The sequence below is a fragment of the Alicyclobacillus herbarius DSM 13609 genome (assembly GCF_000430585.1).
Lineage (GTDB): Bacteria > Bacillota > Bacilli > Alicyclobacillales > Alicyclobacillaceae > Alicyclobacillus_G > Alicyclobacillus_G herbarius.
This window is the reverse complement of record NZ_AUMH01000005.1, coordinates 94,322-116,049: the sequence shown is the minus strand read 5'-3', so window position 1 is coordinate 116,049 and position 21,728 is coordinate 94,322. Positions and strand designations below refer to the sequence as shown.

The following is a 21,728-nucleotide window of genomic DNA, read 5'->3' as shown; positions in this document are numbered from 1 at the left end:
CTTATCCCTCCCGAATTGAGTCCCGAATGACCACGCGCTCCACCTTGCCTACCAGGAACAGATAGGACAGCGCGCCGATGATCACCACCGCCCCGACAAACAGGAGCGCTCCGTTAAAGTTGTTGGTTGATCCGACGATGACCCCGATGATGATGGGGGTGACGATGCCGGAGAGGTTGCCGGCGAAATTGAACACGCCGCCGCACAGGCCCATCAGCCGCGCGGGTGCCAGTTCACCGACCATGGTCCAGGAAATCGCAGACAAACCCTGGGCAAAAAACGCGATCGACAGGATGGCAAGGACTAGCGGCACGGACGTCGTGTAATTGGCCGCGACAATCACAGAAGCCAGCAGCAACCCTACGACAATCGGGGATTTTCGTGCCGTGCCCACCGATACGCCGCGCCGCAGCAGCCAGTCGGACACGGCGCCCCCGCACAGCACACCGAGCAGTGCGGCGATGTAGGGAATCATCGAGTAGAAGCCGACGTGCAGAATCGTCATGTGCTTGCCGTTGACCAAATAGGTCGGGAACCAGGTGAGAAAAAACCAGAGCGTTGTAGTGACCGCAAACTGGCCGATGTAAATCCCCCAGAGCGAACGGTGCCGAAACAGCTCCGCCAGGTCGGCCCATCCCAGTTTCTGTCGGCTCTGTCCCTCACTCAAGTTCTCCTTTGCGCGGATGTAATCCAGTTCTTCCTGGCTGACACCGCGGGTTTCTTCCGGCATGCGGATAAAGCGGAACCAAAACGGCACCCAGATGAGACCAATCACGCCAGTTACGATAAAGATGGCGCTCCAGCCGTAGGTCGCCACAATCCACGCCAGCAGTGGCGACAAAAACGCCAGCCCGATGTATTCGCCGGCGGTGTAGACCGCAGTTGCGAAGGCTCGTTCATGTTTCGGAAACCAAGTGGCCACCAGGCGGTTGTTGGTCGGGAAGGCAGGCGCCTCCGACATGCCAAGCCCCAGGCGCAGGCCGAACAGCCCGGCAAAGCTGCGAGCAAACGCTTGCAGCAGGGTGAACAAAGACCAGAACAACATCGCCAAACCGTACGTCAAGCGCGGCCCCAGCCTATCCAACACCCACCCGCCGGGAATCTGCATCAGGGCGTACGTCCAGCCAAAGGCGGAAAAGATGAGACCCAAAGTGACCGAGTTCAGGTGCAGGTCCGATTTGATGAACGGCCCGGCCACCGAGATGTTGGTTCGATCTAGGTAGTTCAGTGCCGTGCTGATGAACAAGATGGTTAAGATGACATAGCGCCGACGCGTTCGCGTTCTGCTGCGATTGACTGCGGTAACGCCGACCGCCGGAGAACTGATTTCTTTCACGGGCATCCACCCTCCTAGCAAGTATGAGTGCGTGTCCGGAAAGGTGTTAGGTAAGACCCAAGCAGTGCGAGGAAGCTAGCTCAAAATGCGTACCGAGCGTACGTCTTTTAGTACGTGAGGGAGCATTTTGGGCGCTGACGAAGCAATGCGCCGGGGAGTTCTAACCCCTTTCCAGGCAACCGCGATAAAGCGGTTTCAAAAAATCAGTTGAACCCTATGCGCTACATTCGCCTTCCCCCCTGCTCCTCACATCCGATGATTTTATACAGTCGCCATTTTACAAGAGTTAATTGATATGATCAATGTAATCGTTGTCATTGGTTAAAATCGGACATATCCGCGCCGATCCTCACATTGTTTCCAAAATCCATTTGACGATCCGCTATATTCATCATATGATTTGTTTAGTCGTGTATGTCTGCGTCCCGGAGGAGGTGAACAGACCTGACCAGCAAGCAGGGCGTGTTTGAGGCCACCCTGGCCACGATTGAAGAGTACATTCGCAGCGGCATCTGGCGCCCGGGAGACCGGCTGCCGACGATTCAGCAACTGTCCGAGGACCTGAACGTGGCTGTCTCCACGTTGCGCGAAGTGCTGCGTATCCTGGAACACCGCAAGATCATCACGATTGAACAAGGCCGCGGCATGTTCGTGCGCACCGACCTGACCGCAACGCACGCGCTCGGTCCTGATTTGTCCGCCGCTTCTCTGAAAGACCTGTTTGAGGCACGCAGCCTGCTCGAGCCTGAACTCGCCTTTCTCGCGGCACAACGCGGATTTATGCAAGAAATCGAAGCCATTCACCAGGCAGCCGCGGAAATGTCGGAGTTAGTGGAACGACGCCAAGACTTTCTCGATTCTGACGTAAAGTTTCATCATCTGATTGCTCGGGCGGCACACAATGAAGTCTTGTTTGGCATGTTTCAATCCATTGAAGGGCAGTTCCGTCATGGGCGCAGCTACACCAACATGATTCCTGGCATGATTGAGAAAGCCGCCCACTATCACCGGATGATTGCCAGTGCCCTGAAGGAACGGAACGCTGAGCAGGCCAAGTCGCTGATGAAATCCCACGTGGACGACATGATGGCCTACATACTCAGTGATTTGACCCATCAATCCGACGGTATGTAAATGCTTGTCCGAAAGGACCCCCTTCCGGATAACCTCTAAAATTAAGTGAAAGTGAGTGATGCAAGGATGGAGTGGGCCAAAGCAGGATTGAAAGCGCTCAATCTCCCCACCGGAGACGCGTACGACCTGCCGACGTCACAAAAACGGTTTCCGGACGGATCACAATACCGAGTGGAAATTCCTAGCGTGGAGGGCCCCAGGGCCATGCGGGCCGCCCTGGAGGAAATCAAGCGGTACGGGATTCGGGTCCACCGCATCTCGCAGGGCTCGGGTATCATGCTGCTCACCGATGACGAGATTCGCGAAATGGCGGAACTGGGCTATGAAAACCGCATGGAGGTCTCGTTGTTTGTGGGACCCCGGGCGCCGTTTGACGTGGCGTCGCAGCCCTTGACCCAGGCGGGCAAGAACATCGGCTGGCGGCACGCGGGAATGGACCAGCTCGTTTACGCCTTAGAGGACATTCATCGCGCCTGTTCCCTCGGCATCCGCAGCGTGTTGGTGGCGGACGAAGGTCTGATTTGGCTGGTCAACGAGTTCAAGAAGCTTGGTAAGCTCCCCGCCGACCTGGTCGTCAAGGTGTCGGTGCTGCAGGGTGCCAGCAACCCGGTCTCCATCCGCATCCTGCAGGACCTTGGCGCCGGTACGTTTAACATCGCTTCCGACCAGACCCTGCCGCGTTTGGCCGCGGTTCGGCAAGTGGTGGACATCCCTATCGACATGTACGTCGAGGCGCCGGACGACTTCGGTGGCTTTGTCCGCCACTACGAACTGCCGGAGATTGTGCGCGTGTTGTCTCCCGTCTATATCAAATTTGGCCTGAGAAACGCGCCGAACATCTACCCATCGGGTACGCACTTAGAAGACACAGCGATTACCCTGACCCGCGAGCGGGTACGCCGAGCGGCGATTGGCCTAGAACTGCTCAAGCGCTACGCGCCGGACGCCGTCGATTCGGAACTGGGCGCGGAAGGCCTCGGCGTCCCGGCGATTGCGAAGCGCTAAGAAATGATAGGCCCCAAAAGCCTAGTCGCGGGTTCAGCACCTGCTCGGCATTGGTATCGGTCGTAATGGTTTTTCTGCCAATGTTCGTATGGAATACAGGCACTCGTTCCGGATGCAGCGAATTGACGTTTCTGGAGGTGGCCAAATGAACTCAAAGAACTGGATTGGCGGCGAGTGGATTGTGCCTAAGGCTGACGAGTTGACGGTGGTGAACCCATCCAACACTCAGGAGCACGTGGGGACCGTGGTGTTTTCCGCCCCTGCGGACGTGCAGCAGGCGGCAGAAGCCGCTCGGCAAGCCCTGCCACGATGGGCCGGGCTGACCGGCGCAGCGCGCGGCGAGGTACTGTATAAATTGGCCCAGGCCCTGGAACAGCACGCGGACGAAGTGGCCCAGTTGGCCAGCACGGAGATGGGCAAACCCATTTCTGAAATGCGCGGAGAGGTAACCCGCGGCATCCACCTCCTGCGCTACTATGCGGCGGAGGGCGTCCGCGCCGTCGGCGACGTCATCCCCTCCACGGCTGGCCAGGTGCTCCAATACACCCGGCGCGTACCGCTCGGGGTGGTGGGAATCATCACCCCGTGGAACTTCCCAGTGGCCATCCCTATCTGGAAGATTGCCCCCGCCCTCATCTGCGGGAACACGGTCGTCTGGAAACCGGCCGAGACCGCTTCACTGACCGCCACCCGCGTGACGGAGCTGTTTGCCGCAGCCGGTTTGCCGGCCGGGGTGTTAAATCTGGTCATCGGCCGCGGTCAGGACGTGGGCCGGGCACTGGTGGAAGAAGCGGATGTCGATGCCGTCAGCTTCACCGGATCGACCCAAACCGGCCGTCAAGTGGCCGCCGCATGCGCCAGCCGCAACATCAAATATCAGACGGAGATGGGCGGAAAAAACGCCGCCATCGTGCTCGCCGACGCAAACCTCGACGTGGCGGTTCCGGCCATCCTCAGTGGTGCCTTCCGATCCGCCGGGCAAAAATGCACGGCGACCAGCCGCATCTTTGTAGAAATGACCGTGTTCGATACCTTGGTACAGGCGTTGGCCAAAGGACTGGAACAGGCGCCTTTGGGCCACGCGCTCGACGCCAAGTCCTACTTGGGACCGGTAGCGTCGAAGGCCCAATACGATAAGGTGCAATCGTACGTGAAACAGGTGGAGGCGGATGCCCAGACGTTGGCCGTTGGTCCCACCACCGTCGACGTGGCAAACGGCTACTACGTCCGGCCCCTGTTGGCGACCGGGGTGGAAGCCAATCACCCGTTGGTGCAGGAAGAGATCTTCGGACCGTTGGCCACGCTCCTACCTGTAGCCGATGTCGAAGAGGCGATTGCCCTTTGCAACCAGACCATGTACGGGCTCTCCGCCTCCATCTTTACGCAAAATCTTGCGTACGGCCTGCGCTTTCTCGACGAGGTCGAGGCAGGCATGGTCCGCATCAACCTGGAAACGGCTGGGGTCGAGTACCAGGCTCCGTTTGGCGGCATGAAGTGGTCCAGCTCCCACACCCGCGAACAGGGCCAGGCAGCGCTGGACTTTTACAGCCAGGTGAAGACCTGCGCGGTTTATTATGGGAGATAGACACCGAAAATCGGGCGGTCACGTGCCAACACTGTAACCTTGAATACACCAGTGACGCCGCCTGCATAAAGGCGGTGTCCCTGGAAGGGTGCCATCGAAACGCTGCCCGAAAACCACGCTATGAAACGGAAGGTTACAGCGCTCGAACAAACGCAGCGATTTTCCCCATCCACGGGCTTACCGCCGCGCGATCTCCATTTCCTGCTCAATCACCGCGATCTTATGGGTATGGATGTCCAGAATTTTTTCGTGACGAAGGACCATACCTTCAATGTGCTCAAGCCTTTCCTTTACATCTCGCAAGTCTCGGCTGACCTGATTGACTTCTTTAAGTAATTGATTTGTCTTAACGTTAACCTGATCCAAAATCTGTGACGCAAATTCCTGCAGGGTTCCATGGAACCGCTGTTCCATATCCTGCAGCTTCGCGTCCATCTTCGCATCCAGGCGCTGTTCCATATCCTGCAGCTTTTCGTCCATCTTCGCATCCAGACGCTGTTCCATATCCTGCAGCTTTTCGTCCATCTTCACATCCAGACGCTGTTCCATATCCTGCAGCTTTTCGTCCATCTTCACATCCAGACGCTGTTCCATAGCCTGCAGCTTTTCGTCCATCGTCTCGACGAGCTGCAACCTGACACGTTGTAACCCCTCGTCCACCTTTTGGTCCAGTCGGTCGATAAGACGGCCTTCCATCCCTTCCAGAAAAGCCTTTAATTCTGGGTCCATTTGGTCGCCCCCTGTTTTCTACCTGGCCCGACGCAATGTGGCCAGGTTTGCTGTTTTTTTGTGGCTCCCTGTATTTGCCCCATCTACCACATCCACGGCGACGAGAGGGGGTGTCCAGATGGCTGGTTATGGCTGCTCGCGCTCAACCAATGCCGTCTTGGTCACATGTTTTTCGGCAGCGCGTGACATCCTAGCAACAAAGTCCAGATGAGGAAAGGAGCCAAAATGTGAAAAACGAGGAAGTTATTGCTCAGACGCTGCAGAGTTACGAACTGGCGAATCAGGCCTTGATGAACGCTTGGAACCGGTTAGACGAAGCGGAGATTGACGCCATCCTGGAGAAACAGCAGCACCGACTTGAGCAAATCGCAGAGCGGTCTTACGCGGACGAAAAGTATTACGACAAACGGTCGGAAGCATTCTTTAATACCATTGAACGCTTTGAGGAGGCCAATCGACACCTGTACGAGCACTGGGATACCATTCCGTTTGATCAGCGCCTGGACCTCTTACGGAAACAGTGGAATCGCCTCCAGGAACTACGCAACCGGATTGTGCATTAGAAGTATCAACTTGCAATCGGGCCGCTGCTGGGCGAGGACCACTTGCCCGGCGGACGAGGCTCCATAACGCACTCCCACGGTCTCCAGGATGTTCAAGCTTGACCTCACGAACAGGATACCGCAGGAAAACGAGAGCGTCCATAACCGATGGGAGAGTTGTTCTACATCAGTGCGGCTTTTCATCTTGTTTTGGCCACCAACGTATTCTCTGCCTGCACCCTGAAATCGGCGCCATTCTCTGTTCCGCAGACGGGCAGAGGCAGATAAAAAACGGCTGAAAACGAACAATGAGTCCACCGAAAGCATCCTACGGTGCCGGCGTGCACCCTACACCAAAAACGCTTCCTGCTCCAGAGTCCCGCCGACCTCGAGCAGTTTTCGCACGAGTGGCCATTCGGCTACATACCGCTCGTCTTCCAGCAACCTCGCCAACTTGTCCCGATAACGGGCATCAAACGGTGCCACGTACTCCCGCAGCTTGTCCAGCCACACCGGCTCCATCCGCCAGGAGATGGCTTCGGGCCAGACCGACTCGCGCAGGTGTTGCAGAATGAGGATGCCCCCGTAGTCCAAATCGCCCCAATGCTGAAGGCGCGGCAAGGGCTGTCTCCGGGTCAGAAAGCACTCGCGGACCGCCTGCAACAACCTGCGCACCGCCGGACTCGCGAATCCGGCCAGATAAACCACGAGTTCGTCACGCGCCCTGTCTTGTCGCACATAGTACCGGTAGTTGGCTTTATTTTCAATCGTGATGACGCGCTGGATGGGCGCTGACACGACATGAAACTTGCGCAGTGATTCCGTCCCCAGCGCAAGTCCATAAGGAAACGAAGAGACATCCACCTCGTGGCCGTCGAGACGAAGCCCGAGCGGTCCGGCAAACGCGACATCGTCGTGACTTGTCGAGATGCCTAACTCCGCCAGCAACTCCGCGTCGCCCACTCCCACCTCAAGCAGACGCTGTGCGGGTGGCCAGTAACGGCGTACAACGGCCAAAAAGCGCTCTTGCACCTGGCGTTCAAACGCCTTACTGTCACGCAAATAGCGCTTTGAGAACAAGCGCAGGGTCATCTCTTCGTCACCCTTATCCACCCATCCGGCCAAAGCGGCCAAAAGCAACTGACGCCGATCCGCTTCCACAGGCAACAGACTGGTTGGAAAACGCCCCTGCTCGCGGAGGTGAACGAGCACATCGTCCAGCCACTGCTGCAGCCACGATGTACGCAAGCGCGGGCGCCATGCCTCCAACTCCGTCGCGATGTCGGCCAATTCGTCCCGCAATGGCCGCCGCCCCAACCACGCGTAGGCACGCTCAATACCCGACCACTGTAGATACACCCGCTCGAGCAGATTGCCCTCCTCATGCTTCACCCACTTCAGTTCCAGCACGCCGGTCCGTTCAAGGCCCACCAGGTCCGCGTGAAACGCATGAATTAGGTCCGGATCGGCCAAGCCGGATAGATAGCCAGGCACGAAGCGCTCCTCAATGCGCAGTTGAACCCTGCGTGCAGTCGGCTGACCCAGCGCAAACGCCTTGCTGGACTCGTAGCGATGCAGAAGCTCGGCGACCACTCGTTCTGCCCACGGCGATCTCGTCACCCTAACTTGACCCCCTGCCGTTTGGCGTCAAACGCGGACACGCGCGTCTCGCTGCGGATGCGTGTCACGACCAGGGTTCTGTCCACGTGCGGGACAATATCCGCAATTTTCTCAGTCGGCGCGGAAAGAACCAACTGCAGCCCGAGTTCACGTGTGAGGCGGATGCTCTCGCGAATGCGCTGATGGTCCATCTTGCTGTACGCCTCGTCGAACACAATCAGGCGCAGCGTATTATCCAAACCCATCTGGCGCACGCGGTACATCTGGGCGAACGAAGCGAGCACGGAAATGTAAAACGGAGTTTGCGTCTCACCCCCAGACTTTTTCGCAATCACCCGGGAGAGTCGGGATTGGCGCCCTTCCTCGTCTTTGACCACCAGGTCAAAATCAAGGTACGTCCGATAATCGGTAAACCGCTTCAGATTGTTCTCCAGTTCTGTCTGCACCATCGGGTCTTGCTCGTCCACATCGACGATGTTCCGGAACAGTTCTTCAATCGTATCTCCGTGCCGCTCTTGGAACGACTGCGAGAACAACCCGTAGCCCTCGAGCAGCATATCATCCGTAATCATGCGGTAGAAGCGCTCATACTGCGGATTCGGCCGCACAGCAAAGTGGTAGCGATCACGACCAAACGGCACACTCTGAATCGCGTGGTTCAGATCGCGAATCTGCTGCTCCACCGTCTCGATGTTACTGCGCAGCTTACTGATGAAGTCCTCCTGGAACTGGATTTGAGCGCGCTCCTTGGCTTCGCGAATCTTCTCCTCGTACTCGGTCGCCTGGGATTCGGTGAGCCAACGGAGTTCTTCCTCGTACGCATCGTTGTCTCTGCGCTGAATGTCAAACCCGGCCAAAAACTGCCTGTTATACGCCGCTCGCTGGTCAATCAGTTCCCGTTGGTACTCCTGTTCACGATTCGCGTCGGTTGAGCGCTGGCGGGCGAAGTTGGCTACAAGCGTGTCGACCGACCCTAACCGCTCCATTTCCTGTTGGTAGCGAGGCTCACCAATGTCCGCAGCGAACAGCGGATCGTGCTGGGAGGCGAGGCGTAATTTGGCGTCTTGCAGCCGTTGGTTCAACTCGGGCAGCACCTCTCCTTCTAGGCGATCCCGCTCGCCGACAAGGTTCCCCCGGCGACGCTGCAAGTCATCCATGCGCGCGCGGATGTGGGCGAGTTCCTGGTCGCACTCCGCAATCTGCGCTTCGAGCGACGCCAAGTACGTGAGGTCGAGCGACCCGAGCCTGTCCAACACCTCGCGCAGTTTTTCTTGCAAAGCGGCCAGTTCCGCCAGGCGTGCGTCCGTCTCGCGGGCTGCTTCAACATCCGCCCCAGTGAGAACGGCTTGCCGACTCCACCCCTGTGCCTGCTGCAGACGCGGCCGCCAGCGCTCGCAGGCTTGCTCCACAAAGGCCAGGCGTGATGTCTTCTGCTCGAGCTGCTGAGCAATCGCCCGTTTCCCGATATACATCGTCTGCCAGCGGCGTGGGTTCAACTGGCGCGCCACAAAGCTTTGGTAGAGCATCCCGTCACGCGTAATGCTGGTACGGTGTTGACGTAAATCTTCCACCCGGTCGCACTTGATGACGCGGCCCAACAGGAAATCAGCGTAGGCCCGTGCATACGGGTTGTCCGTCTCCACCTCTTCGGCCAAACAACCCGGCATCCGCTGCGGGTGCTCCTCAAGAATCTTCCCGATATCCACCAGACCTACGTCGAACACTTTATCGATCCGCTTGACCTCGTCATAAATGCGCAGGGCGGCGATAAAGTGTTCCGGCGGGACGATGAGATAGAAGCGTTGCGTATGCAGATACCCTTCGATGGCCGGCTGCCATTCTGGATTTTTCACCTCCAGCAAGTCGGCGAAAATCTCCACTGGCACATCCTGCCCGGTCTGACGTTTCAATCCCTCGCGCAGCACCTGGCGCAAACGCACAATGGGCGCATCGTACTGCTTGATGCCACGGCGCAATTCGGCGATGGATTGCTGTAAATCCCTCATCTCCTGTTCCCAAGCGCCCAACCCGTCGCGAATCCGGCGATGGGCGTCCACCAGTGCCTCGTGCACCGTTTCAAAGTGCTCCACCGCTTCGGCGAGGGCCCCCAGGTCAATGCGACAAGCCTCCACATCCACGTCCACGAGCGTGCGTCCCTGCCACACGTAGCCGGTCGGCAGCGCGGCCAGGGCCATCCGTAAGTGGCGGAGAGCTTGTTCATACTCGGAAGCCACCGCGCCCAGTGTGTCGGCCTCAGCCTCCAGGTCGACACCGTGGCCGCCTGTAGCGGCTAGGGCCGCATTCTGCGCCCCCGCGCCAGCCCCACCTGGCACTCCGTCCCCGCGCAGAGCGGGTGCCTGGAACCAGCGCACCGCCTCGGCCAAGCCCTTCTCCACCGCCTGCCAGCGCGCCCGATGTTCGGTCAACAGTCGTGACTGCCGAGCTCCCGCGCGGCTGATGTCGGCGTACTGAGTCTCCAGCAGCTGGCGCTCAGCTCGCAAGGTCTGCTGCTTCACGTACACATCGGATTGCGCCCGCTCCTCGACCAATCGGTCGCGCTTGTCTTGCCATTGGTGGTGTTCTGCATCCGCCGCCGTCAATTCGGTCAACACCTGGTCCAACGCCGTCTGGCAGTGCGACAGGCGGTTTTGCGCCGCCGTCACCTCGTCCTCCACGCGCTGGACCTCGGCGCGATCGAGCAGATAGTGATACACGCGCAGCCGTCCGCGCACCGTCTCCAGGTTCTTGTACGTCTCCTGGATCTGCAAAAGCGCCTCAATCCGCTTTTTGACGTGCTCCAATTCCTGTTCCATGCGCCGGTAGTGACGAATATTCTCGCGCATGTCTTCAATGTCCACTTGGTGTTTGACATCGCAGACAAACTCCGAGATAAAGCCGGCCACGTCCATAATCGGCGTGAACGGCACCGCCTTGCGGAACAAGCGTAGGAACTTTTCGTTGAGACGACCCATCTTGGCCAAGAAGACTTCCTGATACCGCTTGTTGCTCTCATACATCTCAAACCGTTTTCGCTGCCGTTGTCCCCACTGACGCAGGGCCTGGATGTCCAAGGGCACGTTGTCACGAATAAAGTGAAAGTCAGGGAGTGCGTCGTCGAAAGAGAAAAACCGGTGGTCATAACTTGCGTCCGGATAACTGTCGAAGACCACACCAAAACAAAAACGCCGCCGCTTGCGTGTATCCTCAAACTCGACGGCAATGTAGGAGGAAAACTGACCGTCACGTAGGTATATCACCCCGTGATCCTCCTCTTCCGCCACCTCGCCGCGCAAATACCCGCGTAACGTCCGCTTCGAGTTGTCATTGGCCGCCTTGTTGAAGTAGTGACCACTGGTGTCCCCCAATACAACCAACTGCAAGGCGTCCAGAATGGTCGACTTGCCGGCGCCATTCTTCCCGGTCAAGAACGTCACCTGCTCAAAATCGAACACCTGATGGACGATGTAGTGCCAATTGACGAGCAGCATTCGTCGCAGCTGAATCATAAATTCACCTCCACATCGTTGTCCGCCTCCTCATCCGGATCGTTCTCCACACCCAAGTCGTCGCTCTCTGTCAACGTCCCACTCTGGCTTCCCTGCAGCCGGTCGTAGAGGAGGTTGATACGCTCGTCCGAAACCAAAATGGTGATACTCGGGTAAATGAGCCAGCGGCTGTCCAAATCCCGCGCGTTCCCGGCCACCCGCGCCAGAATGCCGCGTCGGCGCAACCGGTTGAGGGTCTGTTCCAACTGCGTGGCAGCCAGTCTCCTATCCACCAGGCCCAAGGTGTGCAGTTTCGCAATCAACTCCTGTAGGGGGATGACCACTTCGTGCCGCATCGAAGCTTGTTCCATCTGCTCGTCATAGATGAGCCGCAGGGTATAAAGCACGTAGGTAGTCAGCTTGTCCACGCGTGCCCGATTGCGGCCAAAGCGATTGTAGAGCGCCATCACGCCCCGCCGACCATCCACCTGGAGTTGGAACCCACTCACCGCCAGATAGGCCTGCAACACCGGCAGCACCCGTTCCACAAACCGGTAATCGCGATTCGTAACCGTCCGGCGTTCCTTGGCATCCCACACATCCCGCAGCAGAAACGTCTGTTCAAACAGCAGGCTGACAATTCGAGCCAACTCTTCCCGGTCCCTCTCGGTCAGTGCCATATACTCCCGCTGCCAATCCATAGGCTATTCCCTCCTCGGCAGCTGTGAATTCACGGTGCGAACAAACGCGAAGGCCGGAATCCGGTATTCCCCGATGACCACCGCCTGGTTCTCCTCGTCCCACTCCACATCAAACGGAACTTCTGGCTCATCCGCCTTAATCAGGGCCATCATTGTCCGTAAGAAGTCTTCCATCTCCTTCAACCGCAGCGCCCGCGTGTGCAACACGCCTTTTTCATCCATCTGTCGAAGGATAAACTCGACAATTCGTGCCTCCGAAAAGATGGAATCCATGCGCTCGAGCATTTCCTCGGCCTCAGCCGCAAACGCTGCCTCAGCCACCTGCTGGGAAACTTGGAGCGGGCGTGGTCTACTTCGTTGCCTGCGTGTGGGTTCTGTGTACAAGGCGTCCGCATCCACCCACTGAACCTGATACAGGGGCAGCTGCCGCATTTCTTCAAGCAGCGGAGAATCCTCCGCAGCGTCGATGGGAGGTAAGGCCTTGAGCAGTTCAATCAGCTTTCCCTTCACATCTCTATCGGTGTTGAGCAGGTACTGCAACCGCTCTGCCGAAGCTCGGCTGTATGCCGTGTTACGCCGATCAATCTCGCGCAGCGTATCATCGATCGATTCGAAAGTATCGATGATGAATTGAATCATGCGGACCACTTCGTATCGGCCTTCCGATTCGTCCCACTCCGGACGCTGTAGGCGTAGGCGTTTTGCCATATCGGCAAGGACATCCGGGTCTTGCAGCCAGGCGCGCAGGACCTGCAGGATGCGCGGCCGGAAGCGATACACGCTGTCCACGGTCTTCAACGGGTGATAGACCTTGAGCGCCACCCCGAGCTGATACTCGTCAAAGTGTTCCTGGAGAAGTTCGCGAATCTCTTTGCGGTCTTGAAGTTTTTGATAAAAAAGGTGAATATTGTGCAAGAGGCTACGTAGGCTCTCACGCAGGGCGACCGTGTTGTCATAAGCGCTCTGCAGCGCCTGGAACATAAACTCGTCTCGGTCCTCATGGGCCGTGCGCAGGGTCGAGTAGATGGAATAGACAAACGCGTTGTAGCGCTGTTCGGGCGGATCGACAATCGCGTGCAACGCGTCGAGGAGAATGCTGGCGTACTCAGGCACAATGAGCGTTTCCTCGAACGTGTTGGCCTCGGTGATGGAAGCCACCCAACCGGTATCTATCAACTTCCTTACCAATGCGTGCGCCCGCCCGGACACAGTCGCCGTGTCATCGAGATCATCCCCGTCCACCCCAGCTTCGCCATTCCCATCCGCGGCGTTGACAGACGTAGACGGCGGCAAGGCGCCTGCCCCGTCGGCCAGGGCGCCAACGGTAACCTCGTCATCCGCAAAGGACGTCATCGCCAAATCGTCTTCCATCTGGCTGATGAGGTAGGTGACTAAGTCACTGCGCCGGAATTGCACCTCGCGCTGGTAGCAATCGCGCAGCACCATCAGGGCGCGAAAATAGACGCGCCGATTCGGCGCTGCCAGAACGGAAAATAGGTTGTCGGGAATCACTTCGAATAAATCGCGCATGACGAACCGCCTTAAGACTGCATGGATATTCCGCAAACATAAGAACGTCCTATTCTTGTATCTCATTAGTTTAGCGGATCTCGTCGAATGACGCGACACATGGTGGAAATTTACTTATGGCATACGTGCAAACCGATTCTTCACCCCCACACATCCTCCCGTACACCAAAAAGGAACAGAGTGCGCTACTCTGTTCCTCTTAAAACGATTTCTCTCGTTTAGTGAAGATCTCGAATCCGACCACGGCCCACATTTCAGCATCCAGTCACAAGACCATCCGCACCGGTTCCTCCAAGTACCGCTTCACACTCGATAGAAAGGCCGCTGCGGGAGCTCCGTCCAATGCCCGGTGATCGAACGTCAGGCTGAGTGGCAGTTGAGTACATGCCTGCCACCCCCCCGCAATAAAAGCCGCGGTCTCCTGTGCTGCGCCCACCCCTAGAATTCCAATCTCAGGCGGATTGAGAATGGGGGTAAAGAATTCAATCCCGTATCCCCCAAGGTTGGTCATGGTAAAGGTCGATCCGCCCGTCTCCCCCGGCTCAAGTTTTCCGGCGCGAGCCCGCTGGCTCACGGACTTGATTGCCTGGCCTAATTCGCCAAATGACAGCCTGTCGGCATCGCGCACCACCGGCACCACGAGGCCATTGTCCAAAGCTACGGCGATGCCCAGGTGAACCGCAGGGGCAAGTTGGATCCCGCCCTCCATCATCCATCCGTTGACCTCCGGATGGTCCTGCAAAGCCAGCACGGTGGCGCGTGCGACCCAATCGGTTAATGTGAACTTCACCCCGTAACGTTGTTTGAGCCAATCCGCGTGGGAATGAAGCAACTCTACGGCTGCAGTCACGTCGGCCCGCATGGTGATGGTGAGTTGTGCGGATTGGTGCAGGCTCTGCATCATGCGTGCGGCAATGGCTTGACGCATCGGCGTCAGAGGAACCACCTCGCGCGCGCCTTTGTCGGGTATCAGGTTGCTTGCTATGGGACTTGCTGCGGCAGGCTCGACGGCCGTTCGTGGAGCCGCGCTGGATGTACCGCCCCCCCCAGGAGCAGCAGACACGGCTGGTGCGGATACGGCCGTACGTGTGATGTCTCCTCCCGCCTGTCTGAGGACTTCGGCCGCCCGTTCCACGTCTTCCTTGGTGATGCGCCCTCCAGGGCCAGTTCCGGTCACGCTACGTACATCCACCCCGAGCTCGCGAGCCAATTTTCGGGCTGCCGGGGAGATTTTCGGGACGCCCTCAGACCGGGTTGGCGCCAGCCCACTTCCGGGTGAAGAGGCCGAAGAGACCTCAGTGTCCCCAGCCGCGGGCCGAGCCTCCTGCAGCTCTCCCACATATCCGATGACGGTCCCACACGACACAACCCCATCGTCCGGGACCAAAATATCCAACAACACCCCGTCTACTGGGGATTCGACCTCGAACTCAATCTTTTCGGAACGGATTTCGACGACACATTCCCCTTTGCGCACCGTATCGCCCACTCGCTTTTGCCAGGCCACGACGGTTCCTTGCTCCATCCCCATCCCCAACTTGGGCATGATGACTTCCGTGGGCACGTTCAATTCCTCCTCCTCGCGTTTACCGGACAGCCGCGGCAATCGAACTGTCGCCAAGGAGTTCGGCTACGGCCTGAATGATTTTGCTGGGCGTTGGTAGGTAAGCATCCTCAAGGGTGGGCGAGAAGGGCACCGGAGTGTGGGGACCGGTCACCCGCTTAATCGGCGCATCCAGGCTGTCAAACCCTTTCTCCGCAACCAAGGCAGCAATGTCCGCCGAGGCGCCGCAGCGCGCCGTGGCTTCGTCGACGATGATGAGCCGATTCGTCTTTTCTACCGAGGTAAGGATAGTCGTTTCATCGAGCGGCGAGAGGCTGCGGACGTCGACCACCTCCGCGTCGATGCCTTGTGCGGATAGAGCGTCGGCAGCTGCCAGGGCGGTATGCACCTGCTTGCCGATGGCCACGATGGTCAGGTCGCCGCCTACGCGCTTGATGTCCGCCTTGCCGAGCGGCACCCGGTAGTCCCCTTCCGGGACCTCGCCCTGGATGTTGTAGAGCGTCTTATCCTCGAAGAAAATGACCGGATCGTTATCGTAAATGGACGTCAGTAACAGACCTTTCGCATCGGCGGGAGTGGCGGGAACGACTACCTTCAGGCCTGGGATGTGGGTAAACAAGGCGTAGAGGCTCTGCGAGTGCTGGGCTGCCGCGCGGAACCCGGCCCCGTGCATGGTGCGAATAGTCAGCGGCACCTCCGCCTTGCCGCCAAACATGTAGCGAAGCTTGGCCGCCTGGTTCATCAGCTGGTCCAGACAGCTGCCGATAAAGTCGTTGAACATCAGCTCGGCAACCGGGCGCAGGCCTGTGGCCGCAGCGCCGACGGCAGCACCGATGAACCCGGCCTCCGTGATGGGGGTGTCGAGTACCCGCTCACGCCCAAACCGCTGTACCAGCCCTTTCGTCACCCCGAGCACACCGCCCCAAGCGTCTTCATCCTGCAGATGGTCCACCTGAGCCCCGCCCGCCACGTCCTCGCCCATCAGCACCACGTTCTCATCGCTCGTCATGGCTATCGTCAACGCTTCATGAATCGCTTGAGAAAACGAAAGGTTTCTCGGCATCATCCATCCCTCCGTCCCCGATTAGTAAGAAACGTAGACGTCCTCGTACAGGTCGTCGACCGACGGCAGCGGGCTCTCGTCAGCAAACTGAATCGCGTGTTCGACGGCCGCCTGCACCTCCGCTTCAATCCTGGTCAATTCCGCCTCCTGAGCGAGTCCCCCATCGACGAGATAGCTGCGAAAACGGGTGATGGCATCCAGATCTTCGAGATGACGCTTACGCTCTTCTTTGACCTTGTAGGTCTGGGCGTCCCCCTCAAAGTGGCCGTAGTTCCGGTAAGTGATACACTCGATGAGGGTCGGCCCATCGCCCTGGCGCGCCCGCTGCACCGCCTCGGCGGCCGCCTGATACACCGCGACAACGTCCTTGCCGTCCACTACCACCCCAGGCATGCTGTAGCCTGCCGCCCTATCGGCAATTCGCTTGCAACTAGAGGCATAGGAAAACGGCGTGGCTTCCGCGTAGCCGTTGTTCTCCGCCACAAAGATGACCGGCAACCGCCAAATCGCAGCCAGGTTCAAGCCCTCGTGGAACGTACCCTGGTTGTTTGCCCCGTCGCCGAAAAAGCACACCGCCACCTGCTCTGTTCCCCTGCGCTTGGCCGTCAGGGCCGCGCCACAAGCGAGCGGAAACCCGCCCCCGACGATACCGTTGGCGCCGAGCATCCCTTTCGTCAGGTCGGCGATGTGCATCGATCCGCCCTTCCCCTTGCAAAGCCCAGTCGCCTTGCCGTAGATCTCAGCCATCATGCCGTCGAGATCGCACCCCTTGGCGATACAGTGGCCGTGGCCGCGGTGCGTGCTGGTAATGCTGTCCGCGTCTGTCAGATGGGCGCAGACGCCAACCGCCACCGCCTCTTCCCCGGCGTACAGGTGGACAAAACCGGGCAGCTTGCCTTTGGCGAACAATTCATGGACTGCGTCTTCAAAACGGCGGATTTCCACCATCTTGCGAAACATCCACAGAGCCTTCTCCTTGGTGAAGGCCGGTTGTTCCGTCTGAACCATCGTCATGAACGCTTCCCCCTTCGGTGAAGTGTCAAGTCTCTCATCCCATTACCGGCGTTGCCCAAAGCTGACGTAAGCGTTTACCACCTCCTGTCCCGAAGAGTATGCAAAGTTCGTGCCAACTGGTGGATACCTCACGTTTTCTCGATCCGTTCCGGTTTGCCGCACCTGGCTGAATGCCGTGGCAGATACGGGCGGATCGAAAAAACGAGACAGAATGAGACCTAGGTCCCAATCTGTCTCGCGATGTCTTAGCAAGGCTTGAGGGTGAGGACATCTAAAGCCCAAACTTGCGCATACGACGGTAGAACGTACTCCGTGGCACGTTTAATCGTTGCGCAGCCTGGGTGACGTTGCCGCCGGTCATTGTCAACGCGCGCATCATGGCTTGCCTCTGAATTTGCTCCCGATAGGAAAGCCGAGCCTGGTTATCCAAATCGATGTCTTCACCTTGCATTTGCGATGGCGGAGAAAGAAAAGCAGGCAGGTGCGCAAGACCAACCACCCCGTCCGGGGCTTTCACCCGCAGCTGTTCCAGCACGTTGAACAGTTCACGGACGTTTCCAGGCCAATCGTATGCGGTCAGGCGCTCGAGCACCTCTTGCGCGAGGACAGCCCGCCATCCGTGGCGTCGGGCGTAAAATTGAATCAAGCTAGGGATGTCCTCTCTGCGCTCGCGCAGGGGTGGCACGGTTAATGGATAGACACAAAGACGATAGTACAAATCCGCGCGAAACTCCCCCCGCTGCACCAGCTCCCAGAGGTCTTGGTTGCTCGCGCTGATGAGCCGAAAGTCAACATGTTGAACGCGGCTGCTGCCCACGGGAACCACCTCGCGCTCCTGCAGCACCCGCAACAACGCCACCTGCAGCGATCGCGACATGGCCTCGACCTCGTCGAGAAACAGGGTTCCGCCATCCGCTTGAACGAGCTTCCCCTTGTGCCCACCCTTGCGTGCCCCGGTGAAAGCCCCTTCGATATAGCCAAATAGCTCGCTCTCCAACAGGTTGTCGGGCACCGCACCACAATTCAGGGCAACAAACGGTCCGTGCCGCCTGGGGCTGTTCTCGTGAATCGCGCGCGCAACCAGTTCCTTCCCCGTCCCACTTTCGCCACAGATGAGAACAGACGTGTCGGTCCCGGCCAACTGCCGGACCTCGGACAATAGGCTTTGGAACGCGGCGCTCATCCCGGGCTCGCCTGTAAAACGAAACGCAGCGCCGAGCCCCGGGGCCAAGACGCTCTTGTCTTTCGGAATCGCTAAAACGCTTACAAGATAGCCGATGGGGACTTCCCTATCGGACCTCGTAGGAGATGCGATGGGCTGGATGTGTTGCACACGAAAACCTTCGTTCAGAAACTCCTGCAGGGGGCGGCGAAAGCCGTGTCGACCGATGCGCTCGAGGTCACGGCTGACGTGCACGATTCTCTGCTGTCCGTCTGTAAGAATGGTACACCGCACCTGTTTTTGAGCCACAACGTGGTGCGCCACATGTAGCAGCTCCGTGAGAATCGCCTGTTCCTCGCTGCGCCAGGCTTGTTCAATCGCGTAGGCCGTCAAGGTTACCTCGGCGAGCGTATCCAGTTTGGCCGCATCCGGCAGGCCCGAGACGTCGACCACCCCCACAACCGCCCCGTCCGTATCGTGAATGGGGGCGGCCGCGCAGCTCCAGTCCTGAGACGCCACCGCGTAGTGCTCAGAACCGATGAGCATCAGGGGCTGATTGACCACGAGTGAAGTCCCTATCGCGTTCGTTCCGACTTCTGCCTCCGTCCACCGGACGCCTTCTACAAACTGGATGTCACGCGCCCTCCGGACGATGTCCTCATCCCCCATCATGGACAGGACGTATCCGTCCGCATCAATCAGCAACACGATGAAGCCCGCCCCACGGAGGTTCTGGTAAAGGCGCCGCAGGTGTGGTTCCGCCACGGCCTGCAGACGCGCGGACTGGCGCTTGCGTGCCGAAAACTCTGGCCCCGTTAAAATCTCTCGTCCCCGGCCCGCATACGGGTTGACCCCAATCTGACGACACCGCAACCAAGACTCGGCAATCTGATAGCTCACCCGATAGGCATCCAGCACGCCTTCCTCCACAAACCGTTTCCACACGCGATTCGACAAGTGCCACTTCTCACCAGGCATCGAGGACCCCTTCCTCTACACATCGTCTCTAGACGCGTTTCGATAAGTGCCACTTCTCACATCGCTCGACCATCCGTCACACTGAAGGATAGCACACATCAAACAAACTATTCATTCTATTTTGTTAGAACAATAGCCCGACGAGGATGCAGGGGGAGCCAAAAGAACGGAAATGAGTGCAAGCTGTACGTTGATGGTCAACAGGTAGACAAAGGCGCACAGCCCGGTGAGTGGCATACGAATCAAATTGAGCTGGTTGTCGCCAATCGCCCCCTCGACCTTGTCGATGTCATTGAGTAGGCACGCCGCCAGTTCACCCACGGTGTGGCGCGCCAAATCAGAGTACGGTACATGCAGCAAGTGTCGATACAGGGTTTCGCGCAGGTCCGCCTGAACGCGCCCAATGGCCGCCGCGCGTAGGACTGTGAGGGCGTAGGCATGTAGGCTGCCCACGATCACCGCGCCCAGCCCCAAAACCACCAGACCCTCAACGTCGGCGAGTTGGCGGGACGTGGCGGCTTCGGTCAGGTGTTGAAAATACCAGGCGAAAAACAAGGAGAGCACGATGTCGATGGCCAACGTGCCGGCCAGCCCGAAATACACCCAAGCGTGGCGGCGAATGTAGGGCAACAAGCGAGCTATCGGCCCCAGCATGCCGTTCTGCCTCCTCAGCTGTCTTGCTTACCACTCGCCCACGGGGGCGTTGGGGGCTTCCCCGGCATCCACCTCCACGTGTTCCGATGGAACGGCCCACGTCCCACCCGCAGCACGCCCGCAACCGCAGTCCATAATCGAGACCGCCCTTGCCGCGCGGCCGCACGGCGCATCTGCCAGAACAAGCGGCGTCCAAACAAGGACACCCTCCATACGAGCGACAAGGCGCGCAGAGAAACCGACCGCGGATGCGGAGTATGAGATACCACGCGTCCGACAAACCACGAAACAGGGACAGGATTGTCCTCGTTCACGTTGGCATCCCCACGACAGACAACCCACGGGATGGGATTCGACCGACCATACACCACGCTCCGCACGCGGTGCAGGATGAAATATCCAGCCGGGGACCAGTAGCGCACCATGTCCCCGCGTCGAATCTGCTCTGCCGGGACCAGGTTACATACGTCCCCAGACTGAAGGGTCGGCCACATACTCTTTCCGTGCTCCGGTCCAGTGAGAATCTCCATGTGGCCCATAGCCACCAGACGCTTGCGCAGCGCCTGGATGTGTCGTGGAATCTCGAATTCGGGCCCGAGCCCGGGCAGCGAAACCTCCTGCTGACCCATGGCTTTCAACCCACCGCTTCAATCAGTTCAGCCGCCTGGAGCTGCGCCAGGAACGCGCCCACATCGGACAAAGCCTGAGTAGTGGATACCTCGTAGACCGCCGCGAGATCCGCAGCGAGATCGAGCGCGCTTCTAGGCTGACGGAGCTGGTCCCAAATCCAACCGCCTGCCTCATTGAGGCGGGTTACGGTAAAATGCCGCGTGTGTAAAATCAACCATTCCCCGTCCATCTCCACCGCCTCCACGTCACGACTGCGACAGTACAGAATCACCCTCCATCACCTCCCAAAAACGGTCACTCAGTGTAAACTCCAGTGTATAAATCGGTACGACTGCGGTGAGTCGTTTATACATCCGCAACAATCACCCACCATCGTGGGCATCGTGGGACCAATAGAATCTTCAAACAATAATCCTAGAACGAACGGAGACCGGGCCACTTAGTCGCATGCGGCTTACAGCCACGGGAATAAAAATAAATTCGTAATGTGTTCGAGTGAAGCCTGGCGCGCGTGATTTTACGCCCGATTTTTTTGGTATAATAACAGCGATTTCTCCCGCCACACCTAAAACGCGGAGACGGGATGGATGAAGCCATGGACAGCAACGAACATGACCGCCCTCTCAGTCTCGGAGAGCGCGTTCACAACCTACGAATCCAAAAGGGACTTTCTCTGTCCGACCTGGCTGAGAAAGCTAGCATAGCTAAATCTTATCTAAGCTCCATCGAACGAGGACTGCAAGCGAACCCAACCGTACAAGTCTTGGATAAGCTCGCTCAGGTACTGGACGTATCTGTTCAGGACCTATTGCAGGAGAAGCCGGAAACCGACCCTCAGGATCTAGATCCGGCCTGGCTGGGACTGGTTCGGGAGGCTATGGAATCCGGAGTTAGCAAACAGCAGTTTCGCGAGTTCCTCGAGTTTCAGAAGTGGCGCAAACAAAATGGTGAGGTTTGAGCTGTACTTCGGCTGCCGGTTTCCTGACATTTGTCTCG

General features: G+C 58.4%; 18 protein-coding genes. 5 read left to right on the top strand and 13 right to left on the bottom strand.

What is annotated here, in order from left to right:
* Nucleotide 1 precedes the first annotated feature (1 nt).
* A complete protein-coding gene (locus H522_RS0104940) occupies nucleotides 2-1,327 on the bottom strand; it encodes an MFS transporter (RefSeq protein ID WP_026961455.1) in 1,326 nt (441 codons plus the stop codon).
* Nucleotides 1,328-1,798: 471 nt separating this feature from the next.
* On the opposite strand from H522_RS0104940, the gene H522_RS17700 reads away from it, so the two are divergent.
* From H522_RS17700 to H522_RS0104925, 3 genes are all read left to right on the top strand, one after another.
* Complete coding sequence (locus H522_RS17700) at nucleotides 1,799-2,470, top strand: FadR/GntR family transcriptional regulator (RefSeq protein WP_051343913.1); 672 nt, start codon at nucleotides 1,799-1,801, stop codon at nucleotides 2,468-2,470.
* Nucleotides 2,471-2,536: 66 nt separating this feature from the next.
* Nucleotides 2,537-3,475, top strand: a complete 939-nt coding sequence (locus tag H522_RS0104930; protein ID WP_026961454.1) for a hypothetical protein — start codon at nucleotides 2,537-2,539, stop codon at nucleotides 3,473-3,475.
* Nucleotides 3,476-3,620: 145 nt separating this feature from the next.
* Nucleotides 3,621-5,060, top strand: coding sequence for an aldehyde dehydrogenase family protein (locus tag H522_RS0104925; protein ID WP_026961453.1), 1,440 nt, complete (start codon nucleotides 3,621-3,623; stop codon nucleotides 5,058-5,060).
* Between the two features lie 177 nt (nucleotides 5,061-5,237).
* Here H522_RS0104925 and H522_RS0104920 read toward each other — a convergent pair whose 3' ends face one another.
* The gene (locus H522_RS0104920; protein WP_026961452.1) at nucleotides 5,238-5,789 is read right to left on the bottom strand and encodes a hypothetical protein; all 552 of its coding nucleotides are present in this window, start codon (nucleotides 5,787-5,789) and stop codon (nucleotides 5,238-5,240) included.
* Between the two features lie 227 nt (nucleotides 5,790-6,016).
* Between H522_RS0104920 and H522_RS0104915 the strand changes: the two genes are divergently transcribed.
* Nucleotides 6,017-6,352 (top strand): hypothetical protein, encoded by a 336-nt coding sequence (locus H522_RS0104915; protein WP_026961451.1) that lies wholly within the window; start codon nucleotides 6,017-6,019, stop codon nucleotides 6,350-6,352.
* A gap of 327 nt (nucleotides 6,353-6,679) precedes the next feature.
* On the opposite strand, the gene H522_RS0104910 is transcribed toward H522_RS0104915, so the two are convergent.
* The 11 genes from H522_RS0104910 to H522_RS0104860 form a co-directional block, all read right to left on the bottom strand.
* Nucleotides 6,680-7,951, bottom strand: coding sequence for a Wadjet anti-phage system protein JetD domain-containing protein (locus H522_RS0104910; protein WP_026961450.1), 1,272 nt, complete (start codon nucleotides 7,949-7,951; stop codon nucleotides 6,680-6,682).
* Entirely contained in the window at nucleotides 7,948-11,457 is a 3,510-nt protein-coding gene (locus tag H522_RS0104905; protein ID WP_026961449.1) for an ATP-binding protein, read from the bottom strand. The genes H522_RS0104910 and H522_RS0104905 overlap by 4 nt, the downstream gene beginning before the upstream one ends.
* On the bottom strand, nucleotides 11,454-12,137 hold the full coding sequence (locus H522_RS17695) for a DUF4194 domain-containing protein (RefSeq protein ID WP_051343912.1): 684 nt from the start codon (nucleotides 12,135-12,137) through the stop codon (nucleotides 11,454-11,456). The genes H522_RS0104905 and H522_RS17695 overlap by 4 nt, the downstream gene beginning before the upstream one ends.
* A gap of 3 nt (nucleotides 12,138-12,140) precedes the next feature.
* Nucleotides 12,141-13,667, bottom strand: coding sequence for a Wadjet anti-phage system protein JetA family protein (locus tag H522_RS0104895; protein ID WP_026961448.1), 1,527 nt, complete (start codon nucleotides 13,665-13,667; stop codon nucleotides 12,141-12,143).
* A 265-nt stretch (nucleotides 13,668-13,932) separates the two neighbouring features.
* The gene (locus tag H522_RS0104890) at nucleotides 13,933-15,231 is read right to left on the bottom strand and encodes a dihydrolipoamide acetyltransferase family protein (RefSeq protein WP_026961447.1); all 1,299 of its coding nucleotides are present in this window, start codon (nucleotides 15,229-15,231) and stop codon (nucleotides 13,933-13,935) included.
* Between the two features lie 22 nt (nucleotides 15,232-15,253).
* Nucleotides 15,254-16,294: an alpha-ketoacid dehydrogenase subunit beta gene (locus H522_RS0104885; RefSeq protein WP_026961446.1), complete on the bottom strand. Its 1,041-nt coding sequence runs from the start codon at nucleotides 16,292-16,294 to the stop codon at nucleotides 15,254-15,256.
* A gap of 21 nt (nucleotides 16,295-16,315) precedes the next feature.
* Nucleotides 16,316-17,308, bottom strand: a complete 993-nt coding sequence (locus H522_RS0104880; RefSeq protein ID WP_026961445.1) for a thiamine pyrophosphate-dependent dehydrogenase E1 component subunit alpha — start codon at nucleotides 17,306-17,308, stop codon at nucleotides 16,316-16,318.
* A gap of 271 nt (nucleotides 17,309-17,579) precedes the next feature.
* Entirely contained in the window at nucleotides 17,580-19,448 is a 1,869-nt protein-coding gene (locus H522_RS0104875) for a sigma-54-dependent Fis family transcriptional regulator (RefSeq protein ID WP_026961444.1), read from the bottom strand.
* Nucleotides 19,449-19,559: 111 nt separating this feature from the next.
* Nucleotides 19,560-20,102, bottom strand: coding sequence for an ABC transporter transmembrane domain-containing protein (locus tag H522_RS0104870; protein ID WP_026961443.1), 543 nt, complete (start codon nucleotides 20,100-20,102; stop codon nucleotides 19,560-19,562).
* Between the two features lie 14 nt (nucleotides 20,103-20,116).
* Nucleotides 20,117-20,731 (bottom strand): S24/S26 family peptidase, encoded by a 615-nt coding sequence (locus tag H522_RS0104865; protein WP_026961442.1) that lies wholly within the window; start codon nucleotides 20,729-20,731, stop codon nucleotides 20,117-20,119.
* A 5-nt stretch (nucleotides 20,732-20,736) separates the two neighbouring features.
* Nucleotides 20,737-21,003 (bottom strand): PqqD family protein, encoded by a 267-nt coding sequence (locus H522_RS0104860; protein WP_026961441.1) that lies wholly within the window; start codon nucleotides 21,001-21,003, stop codon nucleotides 20,737-20,739.
* Nucleotides 21,004-21,327: 324 nt separating this feature from the next.
* Here H522_RS0104860 and H522_RS0104855 point away from each other — a divergent pair, with 324 nt between their 5' ends.
* Nucleotides 21,328-21,690 (top strand): helix-turn-helix domain-containing protein, encoded by a 363-nt coding sequence (locus H522_RS0104855; protein ID WP_026961440.1) that lies wholly within the window; start codon nucleotides 21,328-21,330, stop codon nucleotides 21,688-21,690.
* The last annotated feature ends 38 nt before the right edge of the window (nucleotides 21,691-21,728 follow it).

What these genes read in the sequence shown, in the direction of transcription:
- H522_RS0104930 (WP_026961454.1), top strand. Translation starts at nt 2,537, where the DNA reads ATGGAGTGGGCCAAAGCAGGATTGAAAGCGCTCAATCTCCCCACCGGA.
- H522_RS0104925 (WP_026961453.1), top strand. Translation starts at nt 3,621, where the DNA reads ATGAACTCAAAGAACTGGATTGGCGGCGAGTGGATTGTGCCTAAGGCT.
- H522_RS0104920 (WP_026961452.1), bottom strand. Translation starts at nt 5,789, where the DNA reads ATGGACCCAGAATTAAAGGCTTTTCTGGAAGGGATGGAAGGCCGTCTT.
- H522_RS0104905 (WP_026961449.1), bottom strand. Translation starts at nt 11,457, where the DNA reads ATGATTCAGCTGCGACGAATGCTGCTCGTCAATTGGCACTACATCGTC.
- H522_RS17695 (WP_051343912.1), bottom strand. Translation starts at nt 12,137, where the DNA reads ATGGATTGGCAGCGGGAGTATATGGCACTGACCGAGAGGGACCGGGAA.
- H522_RS0104895 (WP_026961448.1), bottom strand. Translation starts at nt 13,667, where the DNA reads ATGCGCGATTTATTCGAAGTGATTCCCGACAACCTATTTTCCGTTCTG.
- H522_RS0104885 (WP_026961446.1), bottom strand. Translation starts at nt 16,294, where the DNA reads ATGCCGAGAAACCTTTCGTTTTCTCAAGCGATTCATGAAGCGTTGACG.
- H522_RS0104880 (WP_026961445.1), bottom strand. Translation starts at nt 17,308, where the DNA reads ATGACGATGGTTCAGACGGAACAACCGGCCTTCACCAAGGAGAAGGCT.
- H522_RS0104875 (WP_026961444.1), bottom strand. Translation starts at nt 19,448, where the DNA reads ATGCCTGGTGAGAAGTGGCACTTGTCGAATCGCGTGTGGAAACGGTTT.
- H522_RS0104870 (WP_026961443.1), bottom strand. Translation starts at nt 20,102, where the DNA reads ATGCTGGGGCCGATAGCTCGCTTGTTGCCCTACATTCGCCGCCACGCT.
- H522_RS0104865 (WP_026961442.1), bottom strand. Translation starts at nt 20,731, where the DNA reads ATGGGTCAGCAGGAGGTTTCGCTGCCCGGGCTCGGGCCCGAATTCGAG.
- H522_RS0104855 (WP_026961440.1), top strand. Translation starts at nt 21,328, where the DNA reads ATGGACAGCAACGAACATGACCGCCCTCTCAGTCTCGGAGAGCGCGTT.